This window comes from Mesorhizobium sp. RSR565B, assembly GCF_054719465.1.
In genome coordinates, this window is the sequence record NZ_JBTTIE010000001.1 from 5,148,023 (window position 1) to 5,173,660 (window position 25,638).

A 25,638-nucleotide genomic window follows, 5' to 3' on the forward strand; every position below is an offset into this window, starting at 1 on the left:
TCATTCGCGCATGCAAAAATCCCGCGCCGTGGTTTGAACGGCGCGGGATTTTTGTCAGGAACCTATCTTAATCGGCTGAATAGCTTAGAAAAAGCCCTTCCGCTGCCACCAGCCGGCGCGCTTCGGCTTTTCCTCGGCCTTTGCCTCGTCGGCAACGCTGGAGGAAACCACCGGCACCGCGGAGGTATCCGCGGCCACGGCTTTGCGCCGTGACGGGCGAGCCTTGGCGGGCTCGTCGTCGACGGTCGTTTCCGTGGCGGCATCGGCCGCAGCGGGGGCGGCAGCTTCGACGGCAGCTTCCGGTGCAGCCTCGGCCGCCGTCTCATCGGCGACTTCCACCACAGCCTTCTTTGCCCTTGAAGCGCGCTTCTTCTTCGGCTTTTCGGCTGGAGCGTCGTCGTTCGCCGCGGCGGGAGCCGCTGCTTCTTCAACCGCTACGGCTGCTACGGGCTCGCTTGCGGCCGTTCCGACTTCAGCGGCCTCGGCCACCGAGGCGGTTTCGCCGGCTTCGGTCTCCGTGCCGTCTTCGCGACGATTGCGCTTGCCGCCGCGCTTGCCGCGACGGCGCTTCTTGCCCTGGGCGTCATCTGATGCTTCCACCGTTTCGACGGCGCCAACCTGGGCTTCGTCTTGCTGTGTTGCATCGTCATCGCCTGGTTCAGCGGCAAAGTCGTCGCTTGCCGCCGAAACCGAAGCACCTTCGGCGCCATGCTCGCGATCGCCATGTTCGCGTTCGCGATCCTTGCCGCCGCGCCGCCTGCGGCGCTTGCGACGCTTGCGATCGCGGCCTTCGCCGTCCTCAGCCGATCTCGGCTGCTGCTGCTGCGACTGCGGCTGCGCCTGACGCGGCTGCTCTGCCTGTACCACAACCTCGTCGTCTTCCTCCTCGATGACGATCTCGTCCTCGGGCTCTTCCGGCTCGACATAGGCCGGGAAGGTTCGCGCTTCGACAAAGCCTTCCGGCTTTTCGGCAATGGCGCCGCGGAAGATCGCGTAGTGCTGCACACCGACCGTATCATCGGCCTCGACGGTGATGGTCAGGCCAAAGCGGCTTTCGAGTTCCACCAGCGTGCCGCGCTTGTGGTTGAGCACATAGAGAGCGGTCGCCGCCGGGGTCCGCACCGTGATGTGGCTGCGCGAATCCTTGAGCAGGAATTCCTCGATCGCCCGCACCACCATCAGCGCCACCGACGAATCGGAGCGCACATGGCCGGTGCCGCCGCAATGCGGGCAGGGCTTCATGGTCGATTCCAGCACGCTGGCGCGGATGCGCTGGCGAGACATCTCCATCAGGCCGAAATGCGAGATGCGGCCGACCTGGATGCGGGCTCGGTCGTTCTTGAGGTGATCCTTCAGCCGCTTCTCGACGGAGCGGTTGTTGCGGTTCTCCTCCATGTCGATGAAGTCGATGACGATCAGGCCGGCGAGATCGCGCAGCCTCAATTGCCTGGCGACTTCTTCCGCCGCTTCAAGGTTGGTGTGGAGAGCGGTGTCCTCGATCGAGTGCTCCTTGGTGGAGCGGCCCGAATTGACGTCGATGGCGACCAGCGCCTCGGTCTGGTTGATGATGATGTAGCCGCCGCTCTTCAGCGTCACCTGCGGCTGCAGCATGCGGTCGAGCTGCGCCTCGATGCCGTTGCGCACGAAGATCGGCGTCGTGTCGCGGAACGGCTGAACCACCTTGGCGTGGCTCGGCATCAGCATGCGCATGAAATCCTTGGCCTCGCGATAGCCTTCCTCGCCGGAGACAAGAATCTCGTCGATATCCTTGTTGTAGAGGTCGCGCACCGAGCGCTTGATCAGGCTGCCTTCCTCATAGACGAGGGCAGGGGCGGTGGATTGCAGCGTCAGATTGCGGACGTTTTCCCAAAGCCGCATCAGATATTCGTAGTCGCGCTTGATTTCCGCCTTGGTGCGGCTTTCGCCGGCGGTGCGCAGGATGACGCCCATCCCCTGCGGCACTTCGAGATCGGCAACGACCTCCTTAAGGCGCTTGCGGTCGACGGCACTGGTGATCTTGCGCGAAATGCCGCCGCCGCGTGCGGTGTTGGGCATCAGCACCGAATAGCGGCCGGCAAGCGACAGATAGGTGGTGAGCGCCGCGCCCTTGTTGCCGCGCTCCTCCTTGACCACCTGGACCAGTAGAATCTGCCGGCGCTTGATGACTTCCTGAATCTTGTACTGGCGGCGCACCGGCTTGCGGCGGCTGCGCACCTCTTCCAGCGCATCCTCGGCGCCTACGGATTCGATCTCGTGGTCGTCCGGATGCGAGGACTGCACCTCTTCCAGCATGCCGCGGTCATTGTCCCCGGAGGTGGCTTCGCCGCTTGCCTCGCTGGACGACCTTTCGTCACCCGGCTCCGCCGCAGGGACAGCTTCGGAGATCACATCCGCTTCGACGCTTGCCGCGATCGATGTCGGGCCGCCTTCCGACGGTTCGCTCCTGGATGTCTCGGCGTCGGAGGCTTCGCTGTCGCCATGCCCGGCATGATCGTCATGCCCGGCGGTATCGGCCGCGGCATGCTCGGAAGCAGGCTCTTCGGAGACGGCATCGCTGCCGGCATCGCCATGTTCGCCGTTTTCATCATCGGCGCCGGCGTCGCGCTTGTGTTCGCCTCGCTCACGACCCTTGCCGCCGCGCCGGCGGCCGCGCCGGCCGCGATCGCGGCTCTGGCGGTCGTCGCCGTCATTGTCCTCGTTCTCCTCGTCCTCGGCTTCCTGCGCTTCAGCGCGCAGCAAAGCCTGACGATCGGCGACCGGGATCTGGTAATAGTCGGGGTGAATTTCACTGAAGGCGAGGAAACCGTGACGGTTGCCGCCATATTCGACAAAGGCTGCCTGAAGGGAAGGTTCGACGCGCGTTACGCGGGCGAGATAGATGTTTCCTTTGAGCTGCTTCTTGTCCTGAGATTCAAAGTCGAATTCTTCAATACGGTTACCGCGGATAACGACAACGCGTGTTTCCTCCGGGTGGGAGGCGTCTATCAGCATTTTGTTGGGCATTATTTCGTTTCCTCCCGGCAGCCGTCAGCCGCAGCTTGCGAGGCAAAGCCCGCTGCTGCGTGTCTGGGATGTGGGTGCCGGATGTCTGAATGTCCGCCGGACGCCGCTTGAGCGCCATGGCGGTGCCGCCCGCAGCCACAATGGCGCGGTTTGATGCGGACCTTTCCATGATTGCGCTTGAAGCCAACGTCACCAGCAGAACCTTTTGAACCAAAGCCCGGACGAACCGGACCAGCTTGTTTGCTCATACAGAGCCGGCACGGGGACAAACCCGGCCGTTTTCCTCACGCAGGCGATTCCCCCGCCACGGGCGCACACCTGCGAAATTCGTCGCGATCACCTGAAGCCTTTTCGCGGGAAGCGAAAGGAGCCGCCTTTCATCTGACCTGTAGCAGGAAGCTGCGGGAGAAGCGGTTCCAGGATTGCAGTGATCCACCATCGCTTTTATGATTTGACGGGGTGGAAGGCAACCCCGATTTCGGATGCCGGCAAAAAGCAGTGCCGTAACGGAAGCACAGGCCTTAATCCTCAATGAAAAGGCTTGGTTAACCTTCTCTGGATACCAATCGTTAATCGAGTCTGCGGCCTGACCGGCATTTCGACCAACCACGCGGGCGCAAGGCGCCAAACCGGGAGCGACTGCAAAGAAATGGGACTGGCGGGCACCACAGACAAGGGCCATGGCCGTGCAGGCCGTTTCCTGCGCGCTGCCGGTGTGCTGTTGCTGCTGGCGCTTTGCCTTGCTTTTGCGCCGGTTTCACGCGCCGCCGATGCGCCACTCGGCGCCACCGCCTACAAGATGGCCGGCGACGCAACCAAGATGCGCATCGTCATCGATTTCGACCGCGAGCCCGACATCAAATGGTTCCTGCTGCGCGGCCCCAACCGGCTGGTCGTGGACCTCCCGCGCACCCGATTCGCCATTAGCGCGAAGGACGCCAAGGCCCGCGGCCTGGTCAAGGCGGTGCGTTATGGCGATCAGGGCGAGGGATCGCGGCTGATCCTGACCGGCAAGGGACCGTTCTCGGTCGACAAGCTCGAGGTGCTCAAGAACGAGGACGGCGCAGGCTATCGCATCGCCATCGACATGTCGGCAGCCTCCGACCGCGAGTTCGACGAAGCCCTTGCCAACCAGGCGCTGACCACTGGCTCGACCGTCTCCACCGACAAGGGCTCCAGGGTCGGCACAGGGCCGATCTCCAATCCCGGGCATCGCTTCACCATCGTCATCGATCCCGGCCATGGCGGCATCGACGGTGGCGCCGAAGGCCTCAACGGCACCATCGAGAAGAACGTGACGCTGGCCTTCGCCACCGAACTGCGCGACAAGCTCGCCGCCGTCGGCAACTACGACGTGTTCATGACGCGCGATGCCGACGAGTTCCTGCGGCTCGATGACCGCGTGCGCATCGCCCGTCAGCACGAGGCCGACCTTTTGATCTCGATCCATGCCGACACGATCAGCGTCAAGGGTATCAGAGGCGCCACCGTCTATACCGTCTCCGACAAGGCATCCGACCCGGAAGCGCAGGCGCTTGCCGACCGCGAAAACCTCTCCGACCAGTTCGCCGGCATGGTGATCAAGGACGACAACAAGGAAGTCACCGACATACTGATCGACCTGATCCGCCGCGAGACGCATAATTTCTCGATGAGCTTTGCCCACACTCTGGTCGGCCAGTTGTCCACCAGCGTCGGCCTGATCAACAATCCGCAGCGCTCAGCCGGCTTCAAAGTGCTGAAAGCGCCCGATGTTCCGTCGGTGCTGGTCGAACTCGGCTATCTCTCCAACGCCAAGGATGAGGCGCAACTGCTCGACGCCGACTGGCGCGGCAAGGCGGCGCAGAGCATCACCAATGCCGTCGCCCTGTTTGCCTCCGCCAAGATGGGAACGGGAACCGGAGGCTGAGATGGTCGCCGCCGCCCACAACCGGAGGCAGCGTTGCACGCCGACAACACCAGGCGCTTTTATTTCCGGTGGGGGATGCCGAAACCGGGCACTGCCGTATTTTGCCCACATGGTGGCGACATGGGTTTTCCATCACGGATCGGGACAGTTGCGAAGGCTTGCGCGAAAGGCGGCTTCGTCTAGGAAATTCCCGGACCTCGGACTGGAGCGGGCATGATTCGTCTTATCGGCTATTTCTTTGGTATCGGCACGACGCTGGCGCTTATCGTCGCCGCGGGCGTGGCGATATACATCAGCCATCTATCGAAAGACCTGCCCGACTACGAGGTTCTGGCCAAGTACGAGCCGCCGGTGACGACCCGCATCCATGCTTCCGACGGCTCGCTGATGGCCGAATATGCGCGCGAACGGCGGCTCTATCTGCCGATCCAGGCGGTTCCGGACCGGGTCAAGGCGGCGTTCCTGTCGGCCGAGGACAAGAATTTCTACAACCATCCCGGCATCGACATCACCGGGCTTGGCCGCGCCATCTACGTCAACCTGCAGAATCTGGGTTCGGGCAGGCGCCAGGTCGGCGCCTCGACCATCACCCAGCAGGTGGCGAAGAACTTCCTCTTGTCCTCGGACCAGACCTACGAGCGCAAGATCAAGGAGATGATCCTGGCCTTCCGCATCGAGCAGGCTTATTCGAAGGACCGCATCCTTGAGCTCTATCTCAACGAAATCTTCTTCGGTTTCGGCGCCTATGGCGTTGCGGGCGCGGCACTGACCTATTTCGACAAGTCGGTCAACGAACTCACCGTCGCGGAAGCCGCCTATCTGGCGTCGCTGCCGAAGGGGCCCAACAACTACCATCCCTTCAAGCATGCCGACCGCGCCATCGAGCGCCGCAACTGGGTCATCGACCAGATGGTCGAGAACGGCTACGTGACGCGCGAGGAAGGCGACAAGGCCAAGGCCGAGCCGCTCGGCGTGACTCCGCGCCGCAATGGCTCTTATTTGTTTGCGGGCGAATATTTCACCGAGGAAGTGCGCCGCCAGATCATCTCGCGCTATGGCGAGAACGCGCTCTATGAGGGCGGCCTTTCGGTGCGCACAACACTCGATCCGAAGATCCAGCTCATCGCCCGCAAGTCGATGCAGAACGGCTTGCTCAAATACGACACGCTGCGCGGCTATCGCGGACCGGTGACGCATATCGATGCTTCCGGCGACTGGGGCGTGGCGCTGGGCAACGTCAAGGGGCTGGAAGACGTGCCGGAATGGTCGCTTGCCGTCGTGCTCGACAGCTCGGCGACCGGCCTTTCCATCGGCCTGCAGCCGACGCGGCAGATTTCGGGCGATATCGTCAAGGAACGCGTCGAAGGCGCCGTCAGCAAGGAAGACATGAGCTTTGCCATGCGCCATGTGGTCGATGGCAAGACGGTCAAGGCCAAGTCTCCGGCCGATGTACTGCAGCCCGGCGACGTCATCTTCGTGCAGAAGAACGAAGGGTCGGAAGGCGCCTACACGTTGCGCCAGGTGCCGGAAGTGGAGGGCGGCCTGATCGCCATGGATCCACATACCGGCCGCGTGCTGGCCATGGTCGGCGGCTTCTCCTATGCGCAGTCGGAGTTCAACCGCGCCACGCAGGCGATGCGCCAGCCGGGATCGTCCTTCAAGCCGATCGTCTATTCGGCCGCGCTCGACAATGGCTATACGCCGGCCTCGGTTATCATGGACGGACCGATCACCATCCAGAGCGGCAACACGACCTGGACGCCGAAGAACTATGACGGCACGGTGGCCGGCCCCGCGACCTTGCGCTCCGGCATCGAAAAGTCGCGCAATTTGATGACGGTGCGGCTCGCCAACGACATGGGCATGAAGCTGGTGGTGGAATATGCCGAGCGTTTCGGCGTCTACGACCATCTGGCGCCGTATCTGCCGATGGCGCTGGGTTCCGGCGAGACGACGGTGATGCGCATGGTGTCGGCCTATTCGATCATGGCCAATGGCGGCAAGTCGATCAAACCCTCGCTCATCGACCGCATCCAGGACCGCTACGGCAAGACCGTGTTCAAGCAGGACGAGCGCGGCTGCGAAGGCTGCAACGCGCCCGAATGGAACAACCAGCCCGAACCGGAACTGGTCGACAATTCCGAGCAGGTGCTCGATCCGATGACGGCCTACCAGATCACCTCGATGATGGAAGGCGTGGTCCAGCGCGGCACGGGCGCCACCATCGCCGAGCTTGGCCGCCACATCGCCGGCAAGACCGGAACGACCAATGACGAGAAGGACGCCTGGTTCATCGGCTATACGCCGAACCTCGTCGTCGGCCTCTACATGGGTTACGACACGCCGCGCGGTCTCGGCCATGGCGCCACCGGCGGCGGTCTGGCGGCGCCTATCTTCAAGGACTTCATGCGCGTTGCGCTGGACGGCACGCCGAATGTCGACTTCAAGGTGCCGGAAGGCATGAACCTCGTCGCGATCAACCGCAAGACCGGCATGCGTGCCGCGTCGGGCGATCCCGGCACCATCATCGAAGCCTTCAAGCCCGGCACCGGCCCAGCCGACAGCTATTGGGTGATCGGCATGGGCGCCGACGGGTCCAACGGCGCCGGCGGACCGCTATCGCCGCAGGCTACGGAAGCCATCCAGGCACCCGGCGGCGGACTCTACTGACGACCTGATTTTTTACGTCGAGTGGGCTGGCTTGTTGAGCCGGCCCATTTCGCTTTACAGGCAGCAATGCCGTGCCTATGTATCGCGCCGACCCAAGCGCCACTTCAAAAACAGGACAGAACAACCAGCCATGCGCGCGGAAACGCAGAATATTGTCGACGAGATCAGGCAGGCGATCACCCTGCTGAGGAGGCATCTTTGACTGGGATCAGGCCATAAAGCGGCTTGAATACCTGAACGTGCGCGCCGAGGATTCCAGCCTCTGGAATGATCCGCTGGAAGCGCAGAAGCTGATGCGCGAGCGCCAGGGCCTCGAAGACGGGATCGCCGGCGTCAAAAGCCTGACGCAGGCGCTGGAAGACAATATCGGCCTGATCGAACTGGGTGAGGAAGAGGGCGATCAGAGCGTGATCGCCGAAGCGGAAGCAGCCCTCCGCTCGATGCAGGGCGAGGCCAAGGCCCGCCAGGTCGAGACGCTGCTGTCGGGCGAGGCAGACGCCAACGACACCTATCTCGAAGTCCATGCCGGCGCCGGCGGCACCGAGAGCCAGGACTGGGCCTCGATGCTACTGCGCATGTATACGCGCTGGGCCGAGCGTCGTCGTTTCAAGGTCGAAGTGCTCGAAGTCCATGACGGCGAAGAGGCCGGCATCAAGTCCGCCACGCTTCTGATCAAGGGCCACAATGCCTATGGCTGGCTGAAGACGGAGTCGGGCGTTCATCGCCTGGTCCGCATTTCACCCTATGACAGCAATGCGCGCCGCCACACGTCCTTCTCCAGCGTCTGGGTCTACCCGGTCGTTGATGACAGGATCGAGATCGACGTCTCGGAATCCGATGTACGCATCGACACCTACCGCTCATCCGGTTCGGGCGGCCAGCACGTCAACACCACGGACTCGGCGGTTCGCATCACCCATATCGCCACCGGCATCGCGGTTGCCTGCCAGGCCGAACGCTCGCAGCACAAGAACAAGGCGAAGGCCTGGGAAATGCTGCGCTCGCGCCTTTACGAGGAAGAGCTGAAGAAGCGCGAAGCGGTGGCCAATGCCACAGAAGCGTCGAAGAGCGACATCGGCTGGGGTCACCAGATTCGTTCCTATGTGCTGCAGCCCTACCAGTTGGTGAAGGACCTGCGCACCGGCGTCGAGAGCACCAGCCCGTCGAGCGTGCTCGACGGCGACCTCGACGACTTCATGGAAGCCTCGTTGTCGCAGCGCATCGAGGGCGGTGCCGGTGAAGCCGTGGCCGACCTCGACTAGGATATGTCCATATTCAGGTGAGGCCGGGCTGCGAATGGCTGATTCCTGCGCTTCCGCCACTCTCGACTCGGCCGACTTGAATCAGAAGGATCCCTGGGAGGGGGAGCGAAGGAGGAACCATGAGTCGCAGGCTCACCGGCAAATGCTTTTGCGGCGCGGTCCAGTATGAAGTGGCGGACGAGTTCGTCTATGCCGCCAACTGCCATTGTTCAAACTGCCGGCGCACCACAGGTTCCGCCTTCAAGCCTTTCGCCGGCATCGAGCGCGAGAAACTTGCCCTTGCCGAAGGGCATCACGGGCTCATCCATTTCGGCGATGACAGCGGCCACGATGCGCATTGCAGCCGCTGCGGCTCGTTGCTGTATTCGCTGGTCCGCGACGGCGCCTATGTCCACGTCGCCATGGGCACGCTGGTCGACGATCCAACGATCCGGCCGACCGCGCACATCTTCGTCGGCTCCAAGGCGCCATGGTTCACCATCGCCGACGACTTGCCGCAATATGAAGGGCATGTGATCGCCGGTCCAGGCGACGTATAGGCTGGAACCACATACGGCCAATCCCGTTGTTTCGTTGCCCGTCTGCCGGGAGTTGAGCCTGGCCTTGGATCTCGTCAGCGGTTGCAGATAGCGGCGTAGATGTGCGGCCTCGCGCAGCAACTTCTTGCGCCGGCCAAGGAATCAGCCCAGCATCCGAGGGCTGGAAGAGAAAAAGCATTTATGGCCGGACGCGGCATATCTGCGACCTGACGATCCGGCCACTGGGAAGACACGTTCCGGGAACGGGCAAGCGAAACGCTTGATGCTCGTTTGAAAGGAACGCTTCCATGTCTGCTGCCACTCTCCGATCGGCTAGAGCCGTTCAACCGGCTGGCCGACTCCTGTTTTCCTTGTTCGTCACCCCGATCTTTGCAATCGCGATGCTTGCTATGGCGGTGCTGACGGCACCCGCCTTCGCACATGACGCCAAGCCCACGGCGGCGAAGCCGCAAGGCTGGAGTTATCCCTTCGCCTGCTGCGCAAACTACGACTGCCGCACCACCCACACCGGCGAGGTGCTGGAAAAGCCGGAGGGCTATGTCATCGCCGGAACGGGGGAGGTCGTTCCGATGAGCGACAAGCGGGTCAAGGACTCACCCGACGGCGATTTCCACTGGTGCGCGCACCAGGCCGGCCTCGACGCAGGCAAGACGATCTGCCTGTTCGTGCCACCGCGTTCCTACTGAGTTCTGTTGGCAGTTCTCATCGGAAGGCCGGCCTTGGTGCTGAAGGCGCTTGCGTCAGACGGAAGCAGCGAGTGCTGAGGCGAAGTCGCGATACGGGCGCAGTGGGCGACCCAGAAGTGCCGTCAGGCGCTCGACGTCGCCGGCCTCGGGCAGCATCCCGTCGGTGAAGAAGCGCTCGCCCATCAGGCGCATGTCGTAGGCCATCCAGGCGGGCAGGAACTGCTTGAGATTTTGCTCAAAACCCTCCGTATTGTCGCCGCTGTAGCTGATCGGGCGGGCGAGTACGTCTGACCAGATTGCGGCAATATCCGTCCCGGTCAGTGTCTGCGGACCGACGAGGTTGATCCTCTCGAACGCAAGCGGCTCCTTGGACCGTTCGCGACGCAGCAGCTCAAGAGCGGCGACCTCGGCGATATCGCGGGCATCGATCATGGCGAGACCCTTGGGGCCGATCGGCATTGGGTAGGTGCCGTAGCCGGTGATGACGTCTTCGACCGTCAGATCGTTCTGGATGAAGTAGGCCGGGCGCAAGATCGTAGCTTTGAAGTCCATCTGCTCGATCATTCGCTCGACGCCGAACTTGCCCGCGAAATGCGGCACGTTCACATAGACGTCAGCGTGGATCACCGAGAGATAGACGATCCGCTCGATGCCGGCCGATCGGGCGACGTTCAAGGCGATCAAAGCCTGGGTGAATTCGTCCGGCACCACGGCGTTCAAGAGAAACAGCGTGGAAACGCCAGACATGGCTTTGCGCAGCGAATCGACATCGAGAAAGTCGCCTTGCACGACCGATACGCCTGCCGGAAAACTGGCTTTCGACGGATCGCGCACGAGAGCACGCACATCGGCGCCGCGCTTGGCGAGCTGTTCGACGACTTGGCGGCCGATATTGCCGGTGGCGCCGGTAACGAGAATGGTCATGGAATTTCTCCTGTTGGGTTGCTTGACAGTCCCAATATGTGTGGCTCACAAAGAGCCCAGTAGACGGCAATGTTAGACACGTCGTCTCACTGGTGGGACAGTCATGGATCTTTTAGCCCTTGCCGATTTTAACCTCGTGGCTCGCCATGGCGGCTTCGGCAAAGCGGCAAGGTCCACCGGCCGGCCCAAGGCAACGTTGTCCCGGCGCGTTGGCGAATTGGAAAGCAGTCTCGATCTGCGTCTGTTCGAACGGGGTGCGCGTAACCTGAAGCTGACCGAAGAAGGACGGGCGCTCTTCGAGCGGACGGGGGCGTTGCTTGCCGAGCTGGACGAGACGGCATCGGCGATTGCCTCGGGCGGTCAGAGACCCAAGGGCAGATTGCGGATCAGCGCGCCTTTGCATTTTTCGCAGACTGCAATGGGGAGGATCGCTGCGGGATTTGCCCTGAGGTATCCTGAGGTGAGGCTTGAAGTGACCACCGAAGACCGGCATGTCGACATGATCGAGGAAGGCTACGATCTGGTAATCCGGGTCAATCCGGATCCCGATGAAAGCCTGGTCGGACGGGCGTTTCTCCGCGACCGCCTGGTCGTTGTGGCGAGCCCGGACCTTCCTCGCCCGACCGATGGGCTCGCCGCTCCTGGCATTGCGCGCGGGACAGGCGAGCGGCAAACATGGCAGGTGAAGACACCAGGTGGCCGGGCAACACTTAGAATCGAGCCGGTCCTCGCCTTGTCGACGCTGATCATGGTCCGCGATGCGGTGCGAGCCGGCGTCGGCGCAGGACGGCTTCCCATTTCGTTGGTGGCCCACGACCTGGCTGACGGCACACTGGTGAATTGGGGGGATATTGACGGCCCCGAAATTTCTCTATGGACGCTCTACCCGTCGCGGCGGCTGCTCAGCGCGCGCGTGTCGGCGTTCCTGGATTTTCTGAAACAGGCTTTCCCAAACGGGACGCCGGACGAACTGGCCGCCTATATCGGCAGGTGACGACGATTGGGAGGTGACGACGGGTCCGCTTCGGCCAGAGCGCCGCTCGGCTCGATCGATCGGAGCCTGCTGACAGACAGTTGTCAGGAGCCTTCCTTTATGGTGCCTTGCCGCATGGGTGGCGGCAACGGAGAGGAAAGCTTTTCATGACCATCAAGGCCAGCTGTCATTGCAAGGCGACGACGTTCGAGGTTTCGCAGGCGCCCGAGACGGTAACACAATGCACCTGCTCGTTCTGCTCCAAGCGCGGTTCGCTGTGGGCTTACTACGTTCCGTCGCAATTCAAGCTCACCAGCTCGCCGGAAAACGTTTCCTTCTATCAATGGGGATCGAAGACCGTCAAACACGGGTTTTGCGCCATTTGCGGCTGCGGCACCTTCACCGAAACGCCGGACTGGTCAACCGGCAAACCGGACTTCGACAATCCCAAGATATCAGTCAATTCGCGGCTGTTCGACGATTTCGACCTCGATAAGGTCGAGGTGGTCGTCATTGACGGCAAGAACCTCTGGTAGGCCAGCACCAGCCACCGAAGCGGAAGAGTGGCGCGAGCGGGGAAAAGCCGCTTTCGCCGCTCGGTTTTTCGCCGCATTTCATGTTACAAGACCGGAGAAGGGCTTATATGCGCGAGCCGCAAAGGCCGCGCTTTGGAGAGGGACGATTCTATGAAAAAGACTGTGCTCGTCGCCGTTGCGACGGCTGTGCTGGTGAGTGCCTGCACCACGACCGATCCGTACACCGGCGAGCAGAAGGTTTCGAACACCGCAGCCGGCGCCGGCCTTGGCGCCCTGGCGGGTGCGGGCCTCGGCCTGCTTGCCGGCGGCAATGACCGCCGCAACGCGCTGATCGGCGCCGGTATCGGCGCGCTGGCCGGCGGCGCCATTGGCGCGACCATGGACCAGAACGAGGCTGAACTGCGCCGCCAGCTCGAAGGCACCGGCGTCAGCGTCACCCGCACCGGCGACCAGATCATCCTCAACATGCCGTCCGACATTACTTTCAACGTCGACCAGGATGCGGTGAAGCCCGGCTTCTACCAGGTGCTGAACTCGGTTGCGCTGGTGCTGAAGAAGTTCAAGCAGACCACGGTCGACGTGTTCGGCCATACCGATTCGACCGGTGGCGACGAACACAATTTCGATCTGTCGCAGCGCCGCGCATTGGCGGTCGCCAACTATCTCTCAGGCCAAGGTGTCGATTCGCGCCGCTTCGCCGTCACCGGATTCGGCAAGACCCGTCCGATCGCGTCCAATGGAACGGCGGCCGGCCGTGCGCAGAACCGGCGCGTCGAGATCCAGCTTTCGCCGCTGACCTGAATTGTTCGGCACCGAAATGCGAAGGCGGCCCCCGCAAGGGGCCGCTTTCTTTTTGGGCTCCTGTGGTCCGCCAAAAGGTCTAATGCATTAGAGATTTCTAATAATCCCTTTCCGGAGACCTTTGAAGGGATTAGCATTGGCGCGGTTCCAGAGGGGATGGGGCGATACAAACGGCCGCGCAGTCACTTAGTCGGCCCCGGTCCTGCACGGCCAGATAAGGAAATCTGGGAGGAATGCATGACAAGAACAGCTCGTCTTGGGCGCTGCGGCGTCCTCATTTTGACAGGTCTGGCCTCAGCTTGGTGCGCAGCCGCCACGGCTCGAGCCGAGGACGCCAACAAAGCCGACATCGAAGCTTTGAAGAAATCGCTCGCCAAATATGAGGACTACACGGTCGCCGTCCGCGACCTTTATCTGTCGACTGTCGGGTGTGTCTATTACAGCGGGGACAGGATCGAGGGCGCAATGGACTATCCGAAGGGCGCTATGGGCATCCATTTCGTCAACGTCCCGAGTGTCGGTCAGAAACTCGATCCGATGCGCCCCAATGTGCTGATCTACGAGCCGACCAAGAAAGGCTTGAGATTGGTTGGCGTGGAATGGCTGGTGCCCCTGACGCCAGACACCAAGGAACCTCCAAAACTATTTGGCCAGACCTTCATGGGACCGATGGAAGGGCACTATCCGCTCATTCCGAGGGAGTTCGTCCACTACGACCTTCATGCCTGGCTGTTCAGAGACAATCCGAACGGCATGTTCAGTCCGACCAACCCGAACGTGAAATGCAGCAAGGCAGAGTTTCCGATGCTGGAAAAACCGACCAAGATGATGCCCGGCCCGATGTGACGGACGGGCCAGGATAGAAGCTTGCCAAGGGTGCAAGCTGGCCGGCTGCATTTGAGAGCGCTCGGGATCAGGCTCGGACGACGATCGGCATGAGGGCCGGCGCGCATGAAGGCTGCCCGCATGAAGACAGGTATCTGGTCGCGGAAGTCGACAATGGCGCTGCGAGCCGTCAGTCGAAGGTAAAAGCGGCCCGCAAGGGCCGTTCTTGTTTGGCATGTCGGACTCCGTAATCAAGGCCTACGAGGTCGGCTGATCGATAATTGCCGCAACGATACGGCGCACGATCGGCAAGACCAGCAGCAGACTTGGAAAGCCCACTAGCCATGATGCTCCCCATGCATACGGCCAGGTCGCCACGAAACCGGTTGTCCAGCCCGCATTGATCAGCGTCGCTACCGCGGAAACAATGCACGACATCAGGATGGAAAGTACGAATGGCATTACCAGCGCATTGTAGGAGGCCGGTAGCTTCCTCGATTTCAAAACCTTGTGGGATGACGGTCGCATCACCTATCTCCTTCTCGAAAAGTGGAAGTATGCGCGGCTGGGCGCAGTCAGGCGGCCTGCGCCATTTGCTGGGCAAGGTTTCGAATAAAGCCGCGCAACGAACGCGGTTCGCGGCCCAGGGCGGCGCGCAATGTCAGACTGTTTCCGCCAAGGCCATAGTGGGCATAGTGGGCGTATATTTTGGCCAGCACCTGCATTTGGCGGTCATTGTAGGGAAGGCGTGCCTCGGCCGCCCACTCGCCAAATGTCGGCTCACCAGAAGAGATGGGTCTGCCAAGTTCCTCACTCATCATCGCAACGATGTCTTCCCGGCTGTGCATGCCGTCAGCGCACAGATCGAGGGTCGCGTAGGACAATCGCGCTTCGGTTAGGGCGATCGCCGCCACCTCAGCGACATCGCGGTAGTCGACGCGGGCCAGCTTCGCCGTCTTTGGAAACGGTTCCGAGAAAACACCATGTTCAACGACGGACGGCCAGGCCGCTGCGAGGTTCTGCATGAAATTGGCAGGGTGCAGAATCGTATATTCCATCGTCGTCGAGTAGAGAGCAGCCTCGACAGGCACCTTGCTGGCATGGTTCTTCAGTCGCGTATTGGTAGGCTGGATCACCGACGAGAAGACGAACTTTCGAACTCCTGCTCGCGTGGCGGCCTCAACCATGGCAACGCCCATGGCTGCTTCATCGGGAGCAAAAGCCGGCCCAATGTGAAAGACGCCGTCGACGCCCGCGACCGCCCTTTCGAGGCTCTGACGATTTCGCAAATCTCCTGTCGCAACCTCGGATGCCCCCACCTTCCGGGCCTTTTCGGCATTCGCAGGGTCGCGAACGAGCGCTCGAACATTGGCATTGCGGCGGACAAGTTCAGGCACGACAAGTCCCGCAACTCGGCCTGTGGCACCAACAACCAGAACAGTTGGATTGGCTACTTGCATGACGATTTCCTTCCATCAAGCCTGTCCTCGCGGGACAACTTGCAGAGAGGTACGACGTCGCAATTGTCGTTACAATTACCCGTTTTTGCGATATATTATGTCGAATGTCGGGAGAATGCATGAGCCGAATGGACGATTTCGAGGCTTTCATCGCGATCGTCGAGCATGGAAGTCTGACGACTGCCGCACATCGGCTGAACCGCTCGCTGCAGTCGGTCAGCCGGTCCCTGGCGGCACTGGAGCAATCAGTCGGCGTCGAGCTGATCCACAGGACAACGCGTCGCTCGACACCAAGTGAAGTCGGAGCAGCCTTTTTCAACCGGATCAAACCCGCGGTCGACGAAATAAACGACGCAAGACTTCAGGCGATCAATCAACGATCGGAGCCGGCAGGCGTCCTGCGCATCGGGGCGCCGGTTCTGTTTGGCCCGAACGTCCTGATGCCTGTCATCGCGGAATACATGCGGACATTTCCCCGGGTCGAGGTCGATCTTCAACTTTCCGATGGATTTGCCGATCTTGGCGCCGAAGGTCTCGACCTGGCAATACGCATCGGCGATTTGCCGGATTCCAACTTGAAAGCCAAACGCCTGGGAGCGTTGCGGCGCGTTGTGTTCGGCGCGCCTTCCTATTTCGCGCGGTGCGACCGGCCGGCCCATCCCTTCCAGCTGAGTGAGCACAGTTGCATCATCAGAACCGCTAACGAGCGTCCAGGTGAATGGACGTTTCAGATCGACGGGAAACCCCGGACCGTGAAGGTCGCAGGCGCTTTTCGCTCCAATCTGATGACCTCGGTCTATGCCGCCGCAATCCACGGACTGGGTTTGGGCTTCTCGCCTCTGTGGCAGATAAGACATTTGGTCGACGACGGTCTCGTCGAACTGGTTTTGACGGAATTCGAGCCGGCACCGGTGCCGATCCATGCCTTGTGGCAGGAAGGCCGGTCATCTTCGGCCAAGGTTCGGGCATTTCTGGATTTATTGGCATCCCGCCTGGAACTCAAAAGCCTGTAGCATCGACGGGTATTTGAAGCGCTCCAGGCCGGAAGAGATCGGGCAGATCGAGCCTGTCTTGCGATTACCGCGCATGGCGCTGATTGATCCTGAGCGGGCTCCAGATCTCGCATCCCAATCGCGTCCAGGAAAGCCGCGCGTCCTCGGGACGCCGCGGCTCATGGAATCAGACCTTGGCGACGATCTTCATGAAGGCCGGCATGTCGTCGCCGAAGCCGACGGTGCCGTCATTGTCTTCACCGCGGTTGTTGCCGCGGGCAGGGCGGCTGTTGCTGGCGCGCTGCGGCCTTGTGTCGCCGCGTTCCGGGGCGCGGTTCTCGTTGTTGCGATCGGAGACCTTGCGGTCGCTGTTTTCGGAGCGGATCGCTTCCTTGCGCTGATGCCGTTCGCCGATGTCGGCGACCGCGGCCTCGGCTACCACCGGCTGTTCCTCGCGCGCGGCATCTGCCGCCGGCGCGTCGTCGCTGCGCTTGGCATGGCGTTCGCGCGGCTTGCGCTCGCCACCCTCCTTGCGATCATGGGCCTTGCGGTCCTCGTCCTTGCGGCCGGCGCGGCGCGGAGCGCCACGGCCACGGCGGGGCGCTTCGTCCTCGCCGCCTTCGCTGGCGACCACGGTCGACAGGTCGCCGTCATGCCACTCGATCTTGTTGCCGATCAGCCGCTCGATGGCGTCGATGTATTTGGTGTCGGACTTGGTGGCGATGGTGAAGGATTTGCCCGAGCGTCCGGCGCGGCCGGTGCGGCCGATGCGGTGGACATAGTCTTCGGCGTGGATCGGCACGTCGTAGTTGAAGACGTGGCTGACGTCGGGAATGTCGAGGCCGCGCGCGGCGACGTCGGACGCCACGAGATAGCGCAATTTGCCATCGCGGAAATTGGCCAGCATCTGCATGCGGGCGCGCTGGTCCATGTCGCCATGCAGGGCGCCGGCGTCGAAATCATACTTCAGCAGCGAGCGGAACAGCTCCGCGACCTCGACCTTGCGGTTGCAGAAAATGATAGCGTTCTTCAGCTCGGCGTCTTCGGCCTTTATCAGATTGCGAAGCGTCTCGCGCTTGTCCCACGGCTTGGAGCCGGACTTGACCAGGCGCTGGATGATGTTGGTGGCAGCGGATGCCGCCTTGGAAACCTCGACGCGCACCGGCGCATGCAGGAACTTCTCGGTGAGCTTGGTGATCTCCGGCGGCATGGTCGCTGAGAAGAACAGCGTCTGCCTGGTGAACGGGATCATCTCGCAGATGCGCTCGATGTCGGGGATGAAGCCCATGTCCAGCATGCGGTCGGCCTCGTCGATGACGAGGATCTCGACGCCGTTGAGCAACAGCTTGCCGCGCTCGCGGTGATCGAGCAGACGGCCGGGCGTGGCGATCAGCACGTCGGCGCCGCGCTCCAGCTTCTTGTCCTGCTCGTCGAAGGAGACGCCGCCGATCAGCAGCGCGATGTTGAGCTTGTGGTTCTTGCCGTATCTGATGAAATTCTCTTCGACCTGCGCGGCGAGCTCGCGCGTCGGCTCGAGGATCAGCGTGCGCGGCATGCGGGCACGGGCCCTGCCTTTTTCGAGGCGGGTCAGCATCGGCAGCACGAAGGAAGCCGTCTTGCCGGTGCCGGTCTGTGCTATGCCCAGAATATCCTTGCCGAGCAAGGCATGCGGGATGGCGCCAGCCTGGATCGGCGTCGGCACGGTGTAGCCCGCATCGGTGACTGCGGAAAGGACCTTGGGCGACAGGCCGAGGTCTGAAAAGGTCAACGCTTCTAGAGCGGTCGTGGTGTCTGAGGACAAGAGTTGCTGTCTTTGGCTGGTTCGGGGAAGCGCAACGGCATCCGTCGCGGCAAGCACAGCGTGCCTGCAAGATTGGTATTGCGATTAGGCGCAAGCCCGCGATTTGTCAACAGAAACGGGCGGGATTGGCACGATTGTGAAAACGTAAGCTTAATCGCGATGCTTAATTAGGTAGTCACTCTTTGCGCCGGCTCAATAGCGGAACTGCTCGGCGAGAATGCGTTCGTTCCACGAATGGTTGGGATCAAACAGCAGCGTTGCCGTCGCAGTCGGCGATTCGCGGACCGTTACGGAAGCCACCGCCTTGACCTCGGTGTGGTCGGCGGCGGTGTTCACCGGGCGCTTTTCCGACTCCAGAATATCGAAGCGTACGGTCGCCTTGTTTGACAACAAGGCACCCCGCCAACGGCGCGGCCGGAACGGGCTGACCGGGGTCAGCGCGAGCAACGGCGCATCCAGCGGCAGGATCGGCCCGTGCGCCGAAAGATTGTACGCGGTGGAGCCGGCCGGCGTCGCGATCATCACGCCGTCGCAGTTCAGTTCCTCGATGCGGACCTGCTCGTCGACGGTGATGCGGATCTTTGCCGTCTGGTAGGACTGACGCCACAGCGCCACCTCGTTGATGGCGAGTGCCGAAACCGTCTCGCCCTCATGCGTCAACGCCAGCATTTCCAGCGGGCGGATCGTTTCGGCGACGGCGGCCGCGATGCGCTCGGTGAGGCCCCCGACGCGGTACTCGTTCATCAGGAAGCCGATGGTGCCACGGTTCATGCCGTAGACCTTCTTTCCCGTGCTCATCGTGTCGCGCAAGGTCTGCAGCAGGAAGCCGTCGCCACCCAGTGCCACCACCACCTGGGCGTCGTCGAAGGATGCCTGGCCATAGCGGGCCGACAGGCTCTCCATCGCCGCCTTGGCATCGGCAGTGTCGGAGGAGACGAAGGCGAGATTGGCTTTGCTCATGACATTCCGATGGCGGTCGGCCGATGGCGGTCGGCGGCGGTTGCGTGGGGTAGCATGGGCAAGCGCATCTGCAAAGGGAGGCATCGTCCGGGCCAGTTGCGGCCGCGGCGAAACGAAATCGGCGGCTCGCGCTTCATGTCGCCGGAACGGCGAATGTGATGGTTAAGTGCGAGCTTAAGCACTCGTAAAGCCTGATCGATCATGTTAGCCGACAGAGGATGGGTGGCTGGGGGGCTAGCCAGTCGAGACCTGTCTATTGCCGGTGACACGCCTGATTATCGTCTTCCTTGTGATGGGAAGTTTCGCCCTTCTCTTTGCGGAGCTTGTGCGGCAGTCCGAAGACATGAGCTCCAGGCCGATGGCCTCACGCTGCGGCGGCGCCGGCGTGCCATGCCCGCAAAACGCATTGTAGGCGAAGCCAATCCGCCAACGACGATCCGTCGCCTACTGCCCGACAATCCTCAGATTGGCGTTGCCGTAGAATGTGTAGGCGAGATAGGTCGGATCGCCGGTCCGGTAGAATTCTCTGCGGACATCCTGCAGGATCTCGGCCAGATAGACCGGCCCGTCCTTGATCCGCGTGCTGATGCCGCCATAGAAATCGGTCGAGAAGGCCGCTGCCGCGCGGTCGGTCAGTGGCCACATGCCGCCGATGAAGCCGGAAGCGCCGCCCGCCAGCACCGCCGGACCCCAGCCCTGCACGAAACCGCCGAGCATCTGCGAACGGCCGGTGTCGCAGGCGTTGAAAAAGTAGAACGGATTGCCCTTGCCATGCGCGGCCGCGACCAGCGCGGCCCATGTATCGGGGTCGAGCGACTGGTCGACGAGATCGATGGCAAAGACGGGCCGGCCACTGCTCGGCTGGTTGACCTCGCCATGACCGGAGAAATGAATGAAACCGGTCGAGACTTCACCGACCAGTTTCTCGAAAGAGGTGAAATCGCCATCGAAGCGGCGGTAGCCGTAAAGCTTGCTCAGCGCCGCGATCTCGTCCTGCTGAAAGCGCAGCGAGCGCTTGTCGAGATAGGAGGGCGCGACGGCCGCGACGCCGGTGAAGGTCATGCGGTCGAGCGGGTTGTCGACCTGTGAGGCACTGCTGCGCGGAGCCCAGCGCGCCAGCCGGTAGCCCATGCCGAGAAAACCGTCGGCGACGGCGCCGTCGGCGCTGCGCGGGCGGATCAATTCCCAGGGCAGCGTCGGGCTGTTCGAGGTGATCTGGATCGAATGGAGTTCGCCTTTGCCGCGCAGCGACCAGAACAGGTCCTTGAACGGTTTCGGCACATAGTCGCGGTAGAGCGCATCGCCAAAACCTTCGGCGGCGAGCGTGACAAAGCGCTTTTGCGCCCCCGTATCGCTGCTTGCGGCAGGCTGCTGCAGCGAAACGGCGCCGCGCAGGCTCAATCCGAGCTGCAGCAGGCGGCGGTATTCGGAGTCCAGCCATGCCGCCATCTCAGGTGGCGTCGAGAACGTATCGGTCACCGGACCGGCCAGATGCGGCGAATGGATGATGATCTGCCCCGAACCCAGCCCGCTCGGATCGTCATAGAGGATGGTCACGTCGAGATCGGGGACGTCATCGCCGGCTGCGCCGCCGAGCGTCACATTGCCAGTTACCGCCGGCTGCGGCGCCGCTGCGGCCAGCATCAGCATGGCAGGTGCTGCGGAGCGTTCGGCTGTGGCGCTCAGAGCGGCTGCCTCGACAGGCGCGGTGCGGCGAATGATAACCGACCGCGATGCCGATCCCAGGAACCTCCCGGCGCTGTAGATGCGCGCGATGAACTGGGCCGGCTTGCTGTCCTTGGCGATCGGCCGCGCCTTGACGTCGAAGCGGACGAAGTCGCTGTCGCCCTGGCGGTAGAGCGTCGTCCGTCGGCTCCATTTGCCGCCGTCAGCGAGATCGAAGCCGGAGGCGAACAGATCGATATCGATCGGCCATTGCTCGGTTCCCGCCGGCATCGCCATGGCCAGGGCGCCATCTTCCGTCACCGACGAGCCCGGCGCTGCCTTCACCTTCACTTCGGGCGTGAATTGCTCTTCGGTAAGGGCGATCGAAACGGTCACCGTCTCGCCGGCGACAATCTCATCCGGCGCATCGATGGTTGGATGGCGCACCACCTCGACAGCGCCCGTCTCGGGTTGTGGAAGGGCGCCGCCGGAAGGAGGGCTTTGCGCCTGGTCGATGGGCGGCGGCGCTGGTTTCGGTGGCGCCTGCGCCTCCGGCGGACTTTCGGCGCCGGTCGCGGGTGGCGGGGCCGATGTCATGCCGTCCTCAGGGGGGATCCCTGCCTTATCGGGGGGCGGTTCGGCGCCGGTGGCTCCGCCATCCTGCGGATAGGTCCCGCCGAGATTGTTCTGGGCAGCGGCCACAGCTGCGTCTTCAAGACGTTGCTTTTCCTCTTCGTATCGTTGCCGAGCCTGCTCTTCCTGCAATTGGCGCTGCTGTTCCTGGCGTTTGTATTCCTCGTAGAGCGCCGCCTCCTTGGCGCTGTCGCCCATCGCGGCATCGGGACTGCCGGAGCCCGGTGCAACGTCCATGGGGTAGGGCTCCTGACCGCTGCCATCGGCGTAGTCGCTGCCATCAGGCTCCCAACCGCCACTCCCGGAGATGTAGCCGCCGCTCGCCATCGCCGGCGGTGCCGGTTCCGGCACAAGCGGCAGCGCCGGTGCCGCGCCGGCCACCTGGTCCGGCGTCAGCACAAAGGCAGCGTCTGCCGAGCGGCCATATGCCATCCATGGCCACTGGGCGCCTGACGTTTTGTCGATAGTGGTTTGCCTGACCGAGGCGAGGATGATGGCTATGTCCGCGCCGCGCTTGACCAGCGCAGCGGTGAGCGCATCGGCAAATACGGTGACGGGGCGGGCTTCGCCCAGTGCAACGGTTCCGGGTTTGGCCGACAGAGCGACGATGGCGTGGGTGAGGGGATCGACCGCCGCCAGACCCTGCATCACGCCGGAAGTAGGGTTGTGGCCATCGCCGGGATTGTCGAGCAGAACCACCTTCAATGTCGGGGTTGCCTCGAGCGCCTGCATGAACAGATCGAGGGGCAATGCCGTCTGGTCGACCGTTTCCTTTGAATCGATCCGGGTGCCGCGCGTCAGTAAATAGTTCCTGCCGTTGGCCTGCGCGGTGTGGCCGACATAGTAGAAGATGCCGACGGAGTCCGGTTTGGCCAGGGATTGGGCGAAATCATGCATGGCGCGCGCGACATCGGCGCGGTCGCCATCCGACACCTGCCGGACGGTGAAGCCAAGCGATCGTAGTGTCGCTGCAACGAGTTCGGCACTGAGGTCGGCGTTGGCGATTGCCGGTGAGCCCTCAGAGGCCGGATTGGCGACAACCAGCGCTATCCGCTCTTCGCCGCGCGCAGCGGAGAAGAGCGCCATGGTCATCAGCAGCACGACCGCCAGAAAAAGGCGCATGACCGTGATCCAAGCCCTGCAGGCTGCGGCGCTCACGCCACGGCTTGCCCCAATTCATCAATGGCCCAACCTTGACCATATCATGTCGGCTTCGCCGGCGCACTGCCGGTGCCGATGATGCAGTTGTGTCGCTAAAAGATATTGACTGTATGTTTAGTAATTAATACCGTTGCCCGAGATACCGAGTTGGTCAGCCGGCATTCGCCGGTGAATGATCACCAGGACGAAGGGAACTTAGGGACTCGAGGCGCAATCCCGCCGGTCCCAACAATGGGAGACACAAGCATGCAGTTGAAATCGACCGCCACGGCGCTCGGCCTGTCGCTGCTGGCGATGACCGGCATTGCCCGCGCCGAGGGCGAACTCCAAATCTACAATTGGGGCAACTACACCAGCCCGGACCTGATCAAGAAGTTCGAGGAAACCTACAAGGTCAAGGTTACCGTCACCGACTACGACTCCAACGACACGGCTCTGGCCAAGGTCCGCCAGGGCGCTTCCGGCTATGACATCGTCGTTCCATCGGCCAGCGTGATGCCGATCTGGATCAGCGAAGGCCTGCTCTTGGAAACCGATCCCAACACGATGGAGAACTTTAGAAACGTCGATCCGAGATGGGTCGACGTGCCGTTCGACCCCGGCCGCAAATATTCGGTGCCGTGGCAATGGGGCACGACCGGCATCTCGGTCAACAAATCGGTCTATGCGGGCGATCCGAACACCTCGGCGATTTTCCTCGATCCGCCGCCGGAACTCGTCGGCAAGATCAATGTCGTGCCCGAAATGGGAGACATCATGTTCCTCGCCATCGCCTATGAGGGTGGCAAGTACTGCACCGACGACAAGGTGCTTTTGAAGAAGGTGCATGACAAGCTCATCGAGGCGAAAGCGAAATGGCTGTCGCTCGATTACGCTGCCGTTGACGGTCTCGGCAGGGGCGACATTGCCGCCGGCGTCAACTGGAACGGCATATCGCTGCGCGAGCGGCTGGAGAACGACAAGATCGTCTACGGCTATCCCAAGGAGGGCTTTCCAATCTGGATGGACAATGTCGCGGTGCTCAAGGATGCCAAGAACGTCGAGAACGCCAAGCTCTTCCAGAATTTCATCATGGACCCCAGGAATGCAGCGATGATCTCGGCCTTCGCGCACTACGCCAACGGCATCAAGGGCTCCGAGCCCTTCCTGCCGGCCGATATGAAGGGCGCGCCCGAAGTGGATGTTCCGGCCGAATTTGCCGACAAGGGCCAATTCATGCCGGCCTGTCCCGCAGACGTCCAGGCGCTCTACACCAGGATCTGGACCGATCTGCAGAAATAGCGGCCCCGCCAGCCGAAGCTGACCACCAAACATCGGGCCGCGGATCGCGGCCCTGCCATCGCCAATGCCAGATGCCGTAAAGCCGCCGCGGGAGATTTTCGATGTCCGATCTCGACCTTTGCTACATGCCGGCCAGCGAGGCGTTGCGGCTGTTCAAGGCGAAGAAACTGTCGCCTGTGGAACTGATGCAGGCCACCATCCGCCGCGCCGAGGCGACGAAAGAAACGATCAATTGCCTCACCTTCACGCATTTCGACGAGGCGATGGATCTCGCCAGAAAAGCCGAGGCGAAATACGCCAGAGGCGCCAGGACCGGCGCGCTCGAGGGCCTGCCGATCGGCATCAAGGATGAGAGCTACATCAAGGGCAAGCCGACCTCGCATGGCTCGCTGCTGTCCGGGGACGCGCTTGGCGGCCATACCTCGACGATGAACGAGCGTGTCATGAAGGCCGGCGGCATCGTCCACGCCCGCACGGCGACGCCCGAATTCAGCTGCGCCGGTTATACCTGGTCGAAGCGCTGGGGCGTCACGCGCAACCCCTGGAACCCGGATTTCACGCCGGGCGGTTCGTCGGGAGGTTCGGCGGCAACGCTGGCCTCCGGCACGTCGTCGATCGCAACCGGCTCGGACATAGCGGGCTCAATCCGCATCCCTGCCTCGGCCTGCGGCCTGGTCGGCTTCAAGCCGCCTTACGGCCGCAATCCCGATGAGCCGCCGTTCAATCTCGATTTCTACTGCCACACCGGGCCCTTGGCCCGAAACGTCGGGGATGCGATCCTGCTGCAGAACGTCATGGCCGGGCCGAGCCCGCTCGACATCGCCACGCTGCGCCCGAAACTGCGCCTGCCGCTCGACTACAAGCCGATCAAGGGTTGGAAGATCGCATTCTCCATGGATCTCGGGTCCTTCGAGGTGGATGCGGACGTGCGCAAGAACACGCTCGCTGCCTGCGATGTGTTCCGCTCGCTCGGCGCCACCGTCGAGGAGGTGGACCTCGGCTGGGGCGACGAGGTGCTCAAGGCCGGCATGGCCTATCTCGAACATCTCTTCGGCGCCTCGCTGTCGCCGCTGCTCGCCAAGCACGGCAAGGACATGACCAGCTATGCCAGGCAGTTTGCGCAGGACGGCCAGAAGTCGAAGGCCACGGACTTTGTCGCAACTTTGGACGTGGCGGCCAGGATGTACCAGACGCTGGGGCCGTTGCTGGAAAAATACGATGTGCTGATCTGCCCGACCAATGCGCTTCCCGCAGTGCCGGCGGAATTCGATCAGACCAAAGGCAAGGTCGAGATCAATGGACGAGAGGTGAACCCGTCGCTGGGCTGGGTGATGACGACGCCGTTCAACATGCTGAGCCGCTGCCCGGTTCTGTCGATCCCGTCGGGCCGCGCCGCCAACGGCGTGCCGACAGGCATCCAGATTGTCGGCCGCACCTATAGCGACGCTGACGTGTTCCGGGCGGGTATGGCCTATGAGACGGCTCGTGGTCAGTGGTACACGAATGCCGGGACACGCCCGACGCTGTGAGTCCGCAGGGCGCCGGCATGCCAAGGCA

General features: G+C 62.5%; 19 protein-coding genes. 12 read left to right on the forward strand and 7 right to left on the reverse strand.

Features of this window, described 5'->3' with window-relative positions:
* Window positions 1–84: 84 nt before the first annotated feature.
* Window positions 85–3,003 (reverse strand): ribonuclease E/G, encoded by a 2,919-nt coding sequence (locus ACYG9R_RS24705; protein WP_023822933.1) that lies wholly within the window; start codon window positions 3,001–3,003, stop codon window positions 85–87.
* Window positions 3,004–3,652: 649 nt separating this feature from the next.
* Here ACYG9R_RS24705 and ACYG9R_RS24710 point away from each other — a divergent pair.
* From ACYG9R_RS24710 to ACYG9R_RS24730, 5 genes are all read left to right on the forward strand, one after another.
* On the forward strand, window positions 3,653–4,912 hold the full coding sequence (locus tag ACYG9R_RS24710; protein WP_023822931.1) for an N-acetylmuramoyl-L-alanine amidase: 1,260 nt from the start codon (window positions 3,653–3,655) through the stop codon (window positions 4,910–4,912).
* A gap of 213 nt (window positions 4,913–5,125) precedes the next feature.
* Complete coding sequence (locus tag ACYG9R_RS24715) at window positions 5,126–7,582, forward strand: penicillin-binding protein 1A (protein WP_023695364.1); 2,457 nt, start codon at window positions 5,126–5,128, stop codon at window positions 7,580–7,582.
* 130 nt (window positions 7,583–7,712) lie between these two features.
* Window positions 7,713–8,844 (forward strand): peptide chain release factor 2 gene (gene prfB / locus ACYG9R_RS24720; RefSeq protein WP_155922402.1). Its coding sequence is split into 2 segments (ribosomal slippage): window positions 7,713–7,778 and window positions 7,780–8,844, totalling 1,131 coding nucleotides; the frame shifts between segments, so codons are not numbered across the junction.
* Window positions 8,845–8,963: 119 nt separating this feature from the next.
* Window positions 8,964–9,383, forward strand: coding sequence for a GFA family protein (locus tag ACYG9R_RS24725; protein ID WP_023805259.1), 420 nt, complete (start codon window positions 8,964–8,966; stop codon window positions 9,381–9,383).
* 287 nt (window positions 9,384–9,670) lie between these two features.
* Window positions 9,671–10,069, forward strand: coding sequence for a hypothetical protein (locus tag ACYG9R_RS24730; protein ID WP_023708478.1), 399 nt, complete (start codon window positions 9,671–9,673; stop codon window positions 10,067–10,069).
* Between the two features lie 54 nt (window positions 10,070–10,123).
* Here ACYG9R_RS24730 and ACYG9R_RS24735 read toward each other — a convergent pair whose 3' ends face one another.
* Window positions 10,124–10,993 carry an NmrA/HSCARG family protein gene (locus tag ACYG9R_RS24735; RefSeq protein ID WP_023741412.1) on the reverse strand — a complete coding sequence of 290 codons (870 nt, stop codon included), beginning with the start codon at window positions 10,991–10,993 and terminating at the stop codon, window positions 10,124–10,126.
* A 103-nt stretch (window positions 10,994–11,096) separates the two neighbouring features.
* On the opposite strand from ACYG9R_RS24735, the gene ACYG9R_RS24740 reads away from it, so the two are divergent.
* From ACYG9R_RS24740 to ACYG9R_RS24755, 4 genes are all read left to right on the forward strand, one after another.
* Window positions 11,097–11,987, forward strand: a complete 891-nt coding sequence (locus tag ACYG9R_RS24740; RefSeq protein ID WP_023822929.1) for a LysR family transcriptional regulator — start codon at window positions 11,097–11,099, stop codon at window positions 11,985–11,987.
* Between the two features lie 146 nt (window positions 11,988–12,133).
* Window positions 12,134–12,502 carry a GFA family protein gene (locus ACYG9R_RS24745; protein WP_023667471.1) on the forward strand — a complete coding sequence of 123 codons (369 nt, stop codon included), beginning with the start codon at window positions 12,134–12,136 and terminating at the stop codon, window positions 12,500–12,502.
* A gap of 150 nt (window positions 12,503–12,652) precedes the next feature.
* Window positions 12,653–13,303, forward strand: coding sequence for an OmpA family lipoprotein (locus tag ACYG9R_RS24750; protein WP_023667470.1), 651 nt, complete (start codon window positions 12,653–12,655; stop codon window positions 13,301–13,303).
* A 237-nt stretch (window positions 13,304–13,540) separates the two neighbouring features.
* Window positions 13,541–14,149: a hypothetical protein gene (locus ACYG9R_RS24755; protein WP_023702468.1), complete on the forward strand. Its 609-nt coding sequence runs from the start codon at window positions 13,541–13,543 to the stop codon at window positions 14,147–14,149.
* A 237-nt stretch (window positions 14,150–14,386) separates the two neighbouring features.
* On the opposite strand, the gene ACYG9R_RS24760 is transcribed toward ACYG9R_RS24755, so the two are convergent.
* Together ACYG9R_RS24760 and ACYG9R_RS24765 are read right to left on the reverse strand one after the other, a co-directional pair.
* Window positions 14,387–14,656, reverse strand: coding sequence for a DUF2798 domain-containing protein (locus ACYG9R_RS24760; RefSeq protein WP_023822928.1), 270 nt, complete (start codon window positions 14,654–14,656; stop codon window positions 14,387–14,389).
* A 47-nt stretch (window positions 14,657–14,703) separates the two neighbouring features.
* Entirely contained in the window at window positions 14,704–15,588 is an 885-nt protein-coding gene (locus ACYG9R_RS24765; protein ID WP_023691232.1) for an NmrA/HSCARG family protein, read from the reverse strand.
* A 119-nt stretch (window positions 15,589–15,707) separates the two neighbouring features.
* Here ACYG9R_RS24765 and ACYG9R_RS24770 point away from each other — a divergent pair, with 119 nt between their 5' ends.
* Window positions 15,708–16,601, forward strand: coding sequence for a LysR family transcriptional regulator (locus tag ACYG9R_RS24770; protein ID WP_023691233.1), 894 nt, complete (start codon window positions 15,708–15,710; stop codon window positions 16,599–16,601).
* A gap of 166 nt (window positions 16,602–16,767) precedes the next feature.
* Here the strand turns inward: ACYG9R_RS24770 and ACYG9R_RS24775 are convergent, their stop codons facing one another.
* The 3 genes from ACYG9R_RS24775 to ACYG9R_RS24785 all read right to left on the reverse strand — a co-directional run bounded on the left by ACYG9R_RS24775 (window position 16,768) and on the right by ACYG9R_RS24785 (window position 22,761).
* On the reverse strand, window positions 16,768–18,381 hold the full coding sequence (locus tag ACYG9R_RS24775; protein ID WP_031196539.1) for a DEAD/DEAH box helicase: 1,614 nt from the start codon (window positions 18,379–18,381) through the stop codon (window positions 16,768–16,770).
* A gap of 192 nt (window positions 18,382–18,573) precedes the next feature.
* Window positions 18,574–19,341, reverse strand: a complete 768-nt coding sequence (locus ACYG9R_RS24780; protein WP_023681482.1) for an NAD kinase — start codon at window positions 19,339–19,341, stop codon at window positions 18,574–18,576.
* Between the two features lie 444 nt (window positions 19,342–19,785).
* The gene (locus ACYG9R_RS24785; RefSeq protein ID WP_023822927.1) at window positions 19,786–22,761 is read right to left on the reverse strand and encodes a caspase family protein; all 2,976 of its coding nucleotides are present in this window, start codon (window positions 22,759–22,761) and stop codon (window positions 19,786–19,788) included.
* 285 nt (window positions 22,762–23,046) lie between these two features.
* On the opposite strand from ACYG9R_RS24785, the gene ACYG9R_RS24790 reads away from it, so the two are divergent.
* Complete coding sequence (locus tag ACYG9R_RS24790) at window positions 23,047–24,081, forward strand: extracellular solute-binding protein (protein WP_023707000.1); 1,035 nt, start codon at window positions 23,047–23,049, stop codon at window positions 24,079–24,081.
* Between the two features lie 101 nt (window positions 24,082–24,182).
* Window positions 24,183–25,610, forward strand: a complete 1,428-nt coding sequence (locus tag ACYG9R_RS24795) for an amidase (protein ID WP_023822926.1) — start codon at window positions 24,183–24,185, stop codon at window positions 25,608–25,610.
* Window positions 25,611–25,638 lie beyond the last annotated feature (28 nt).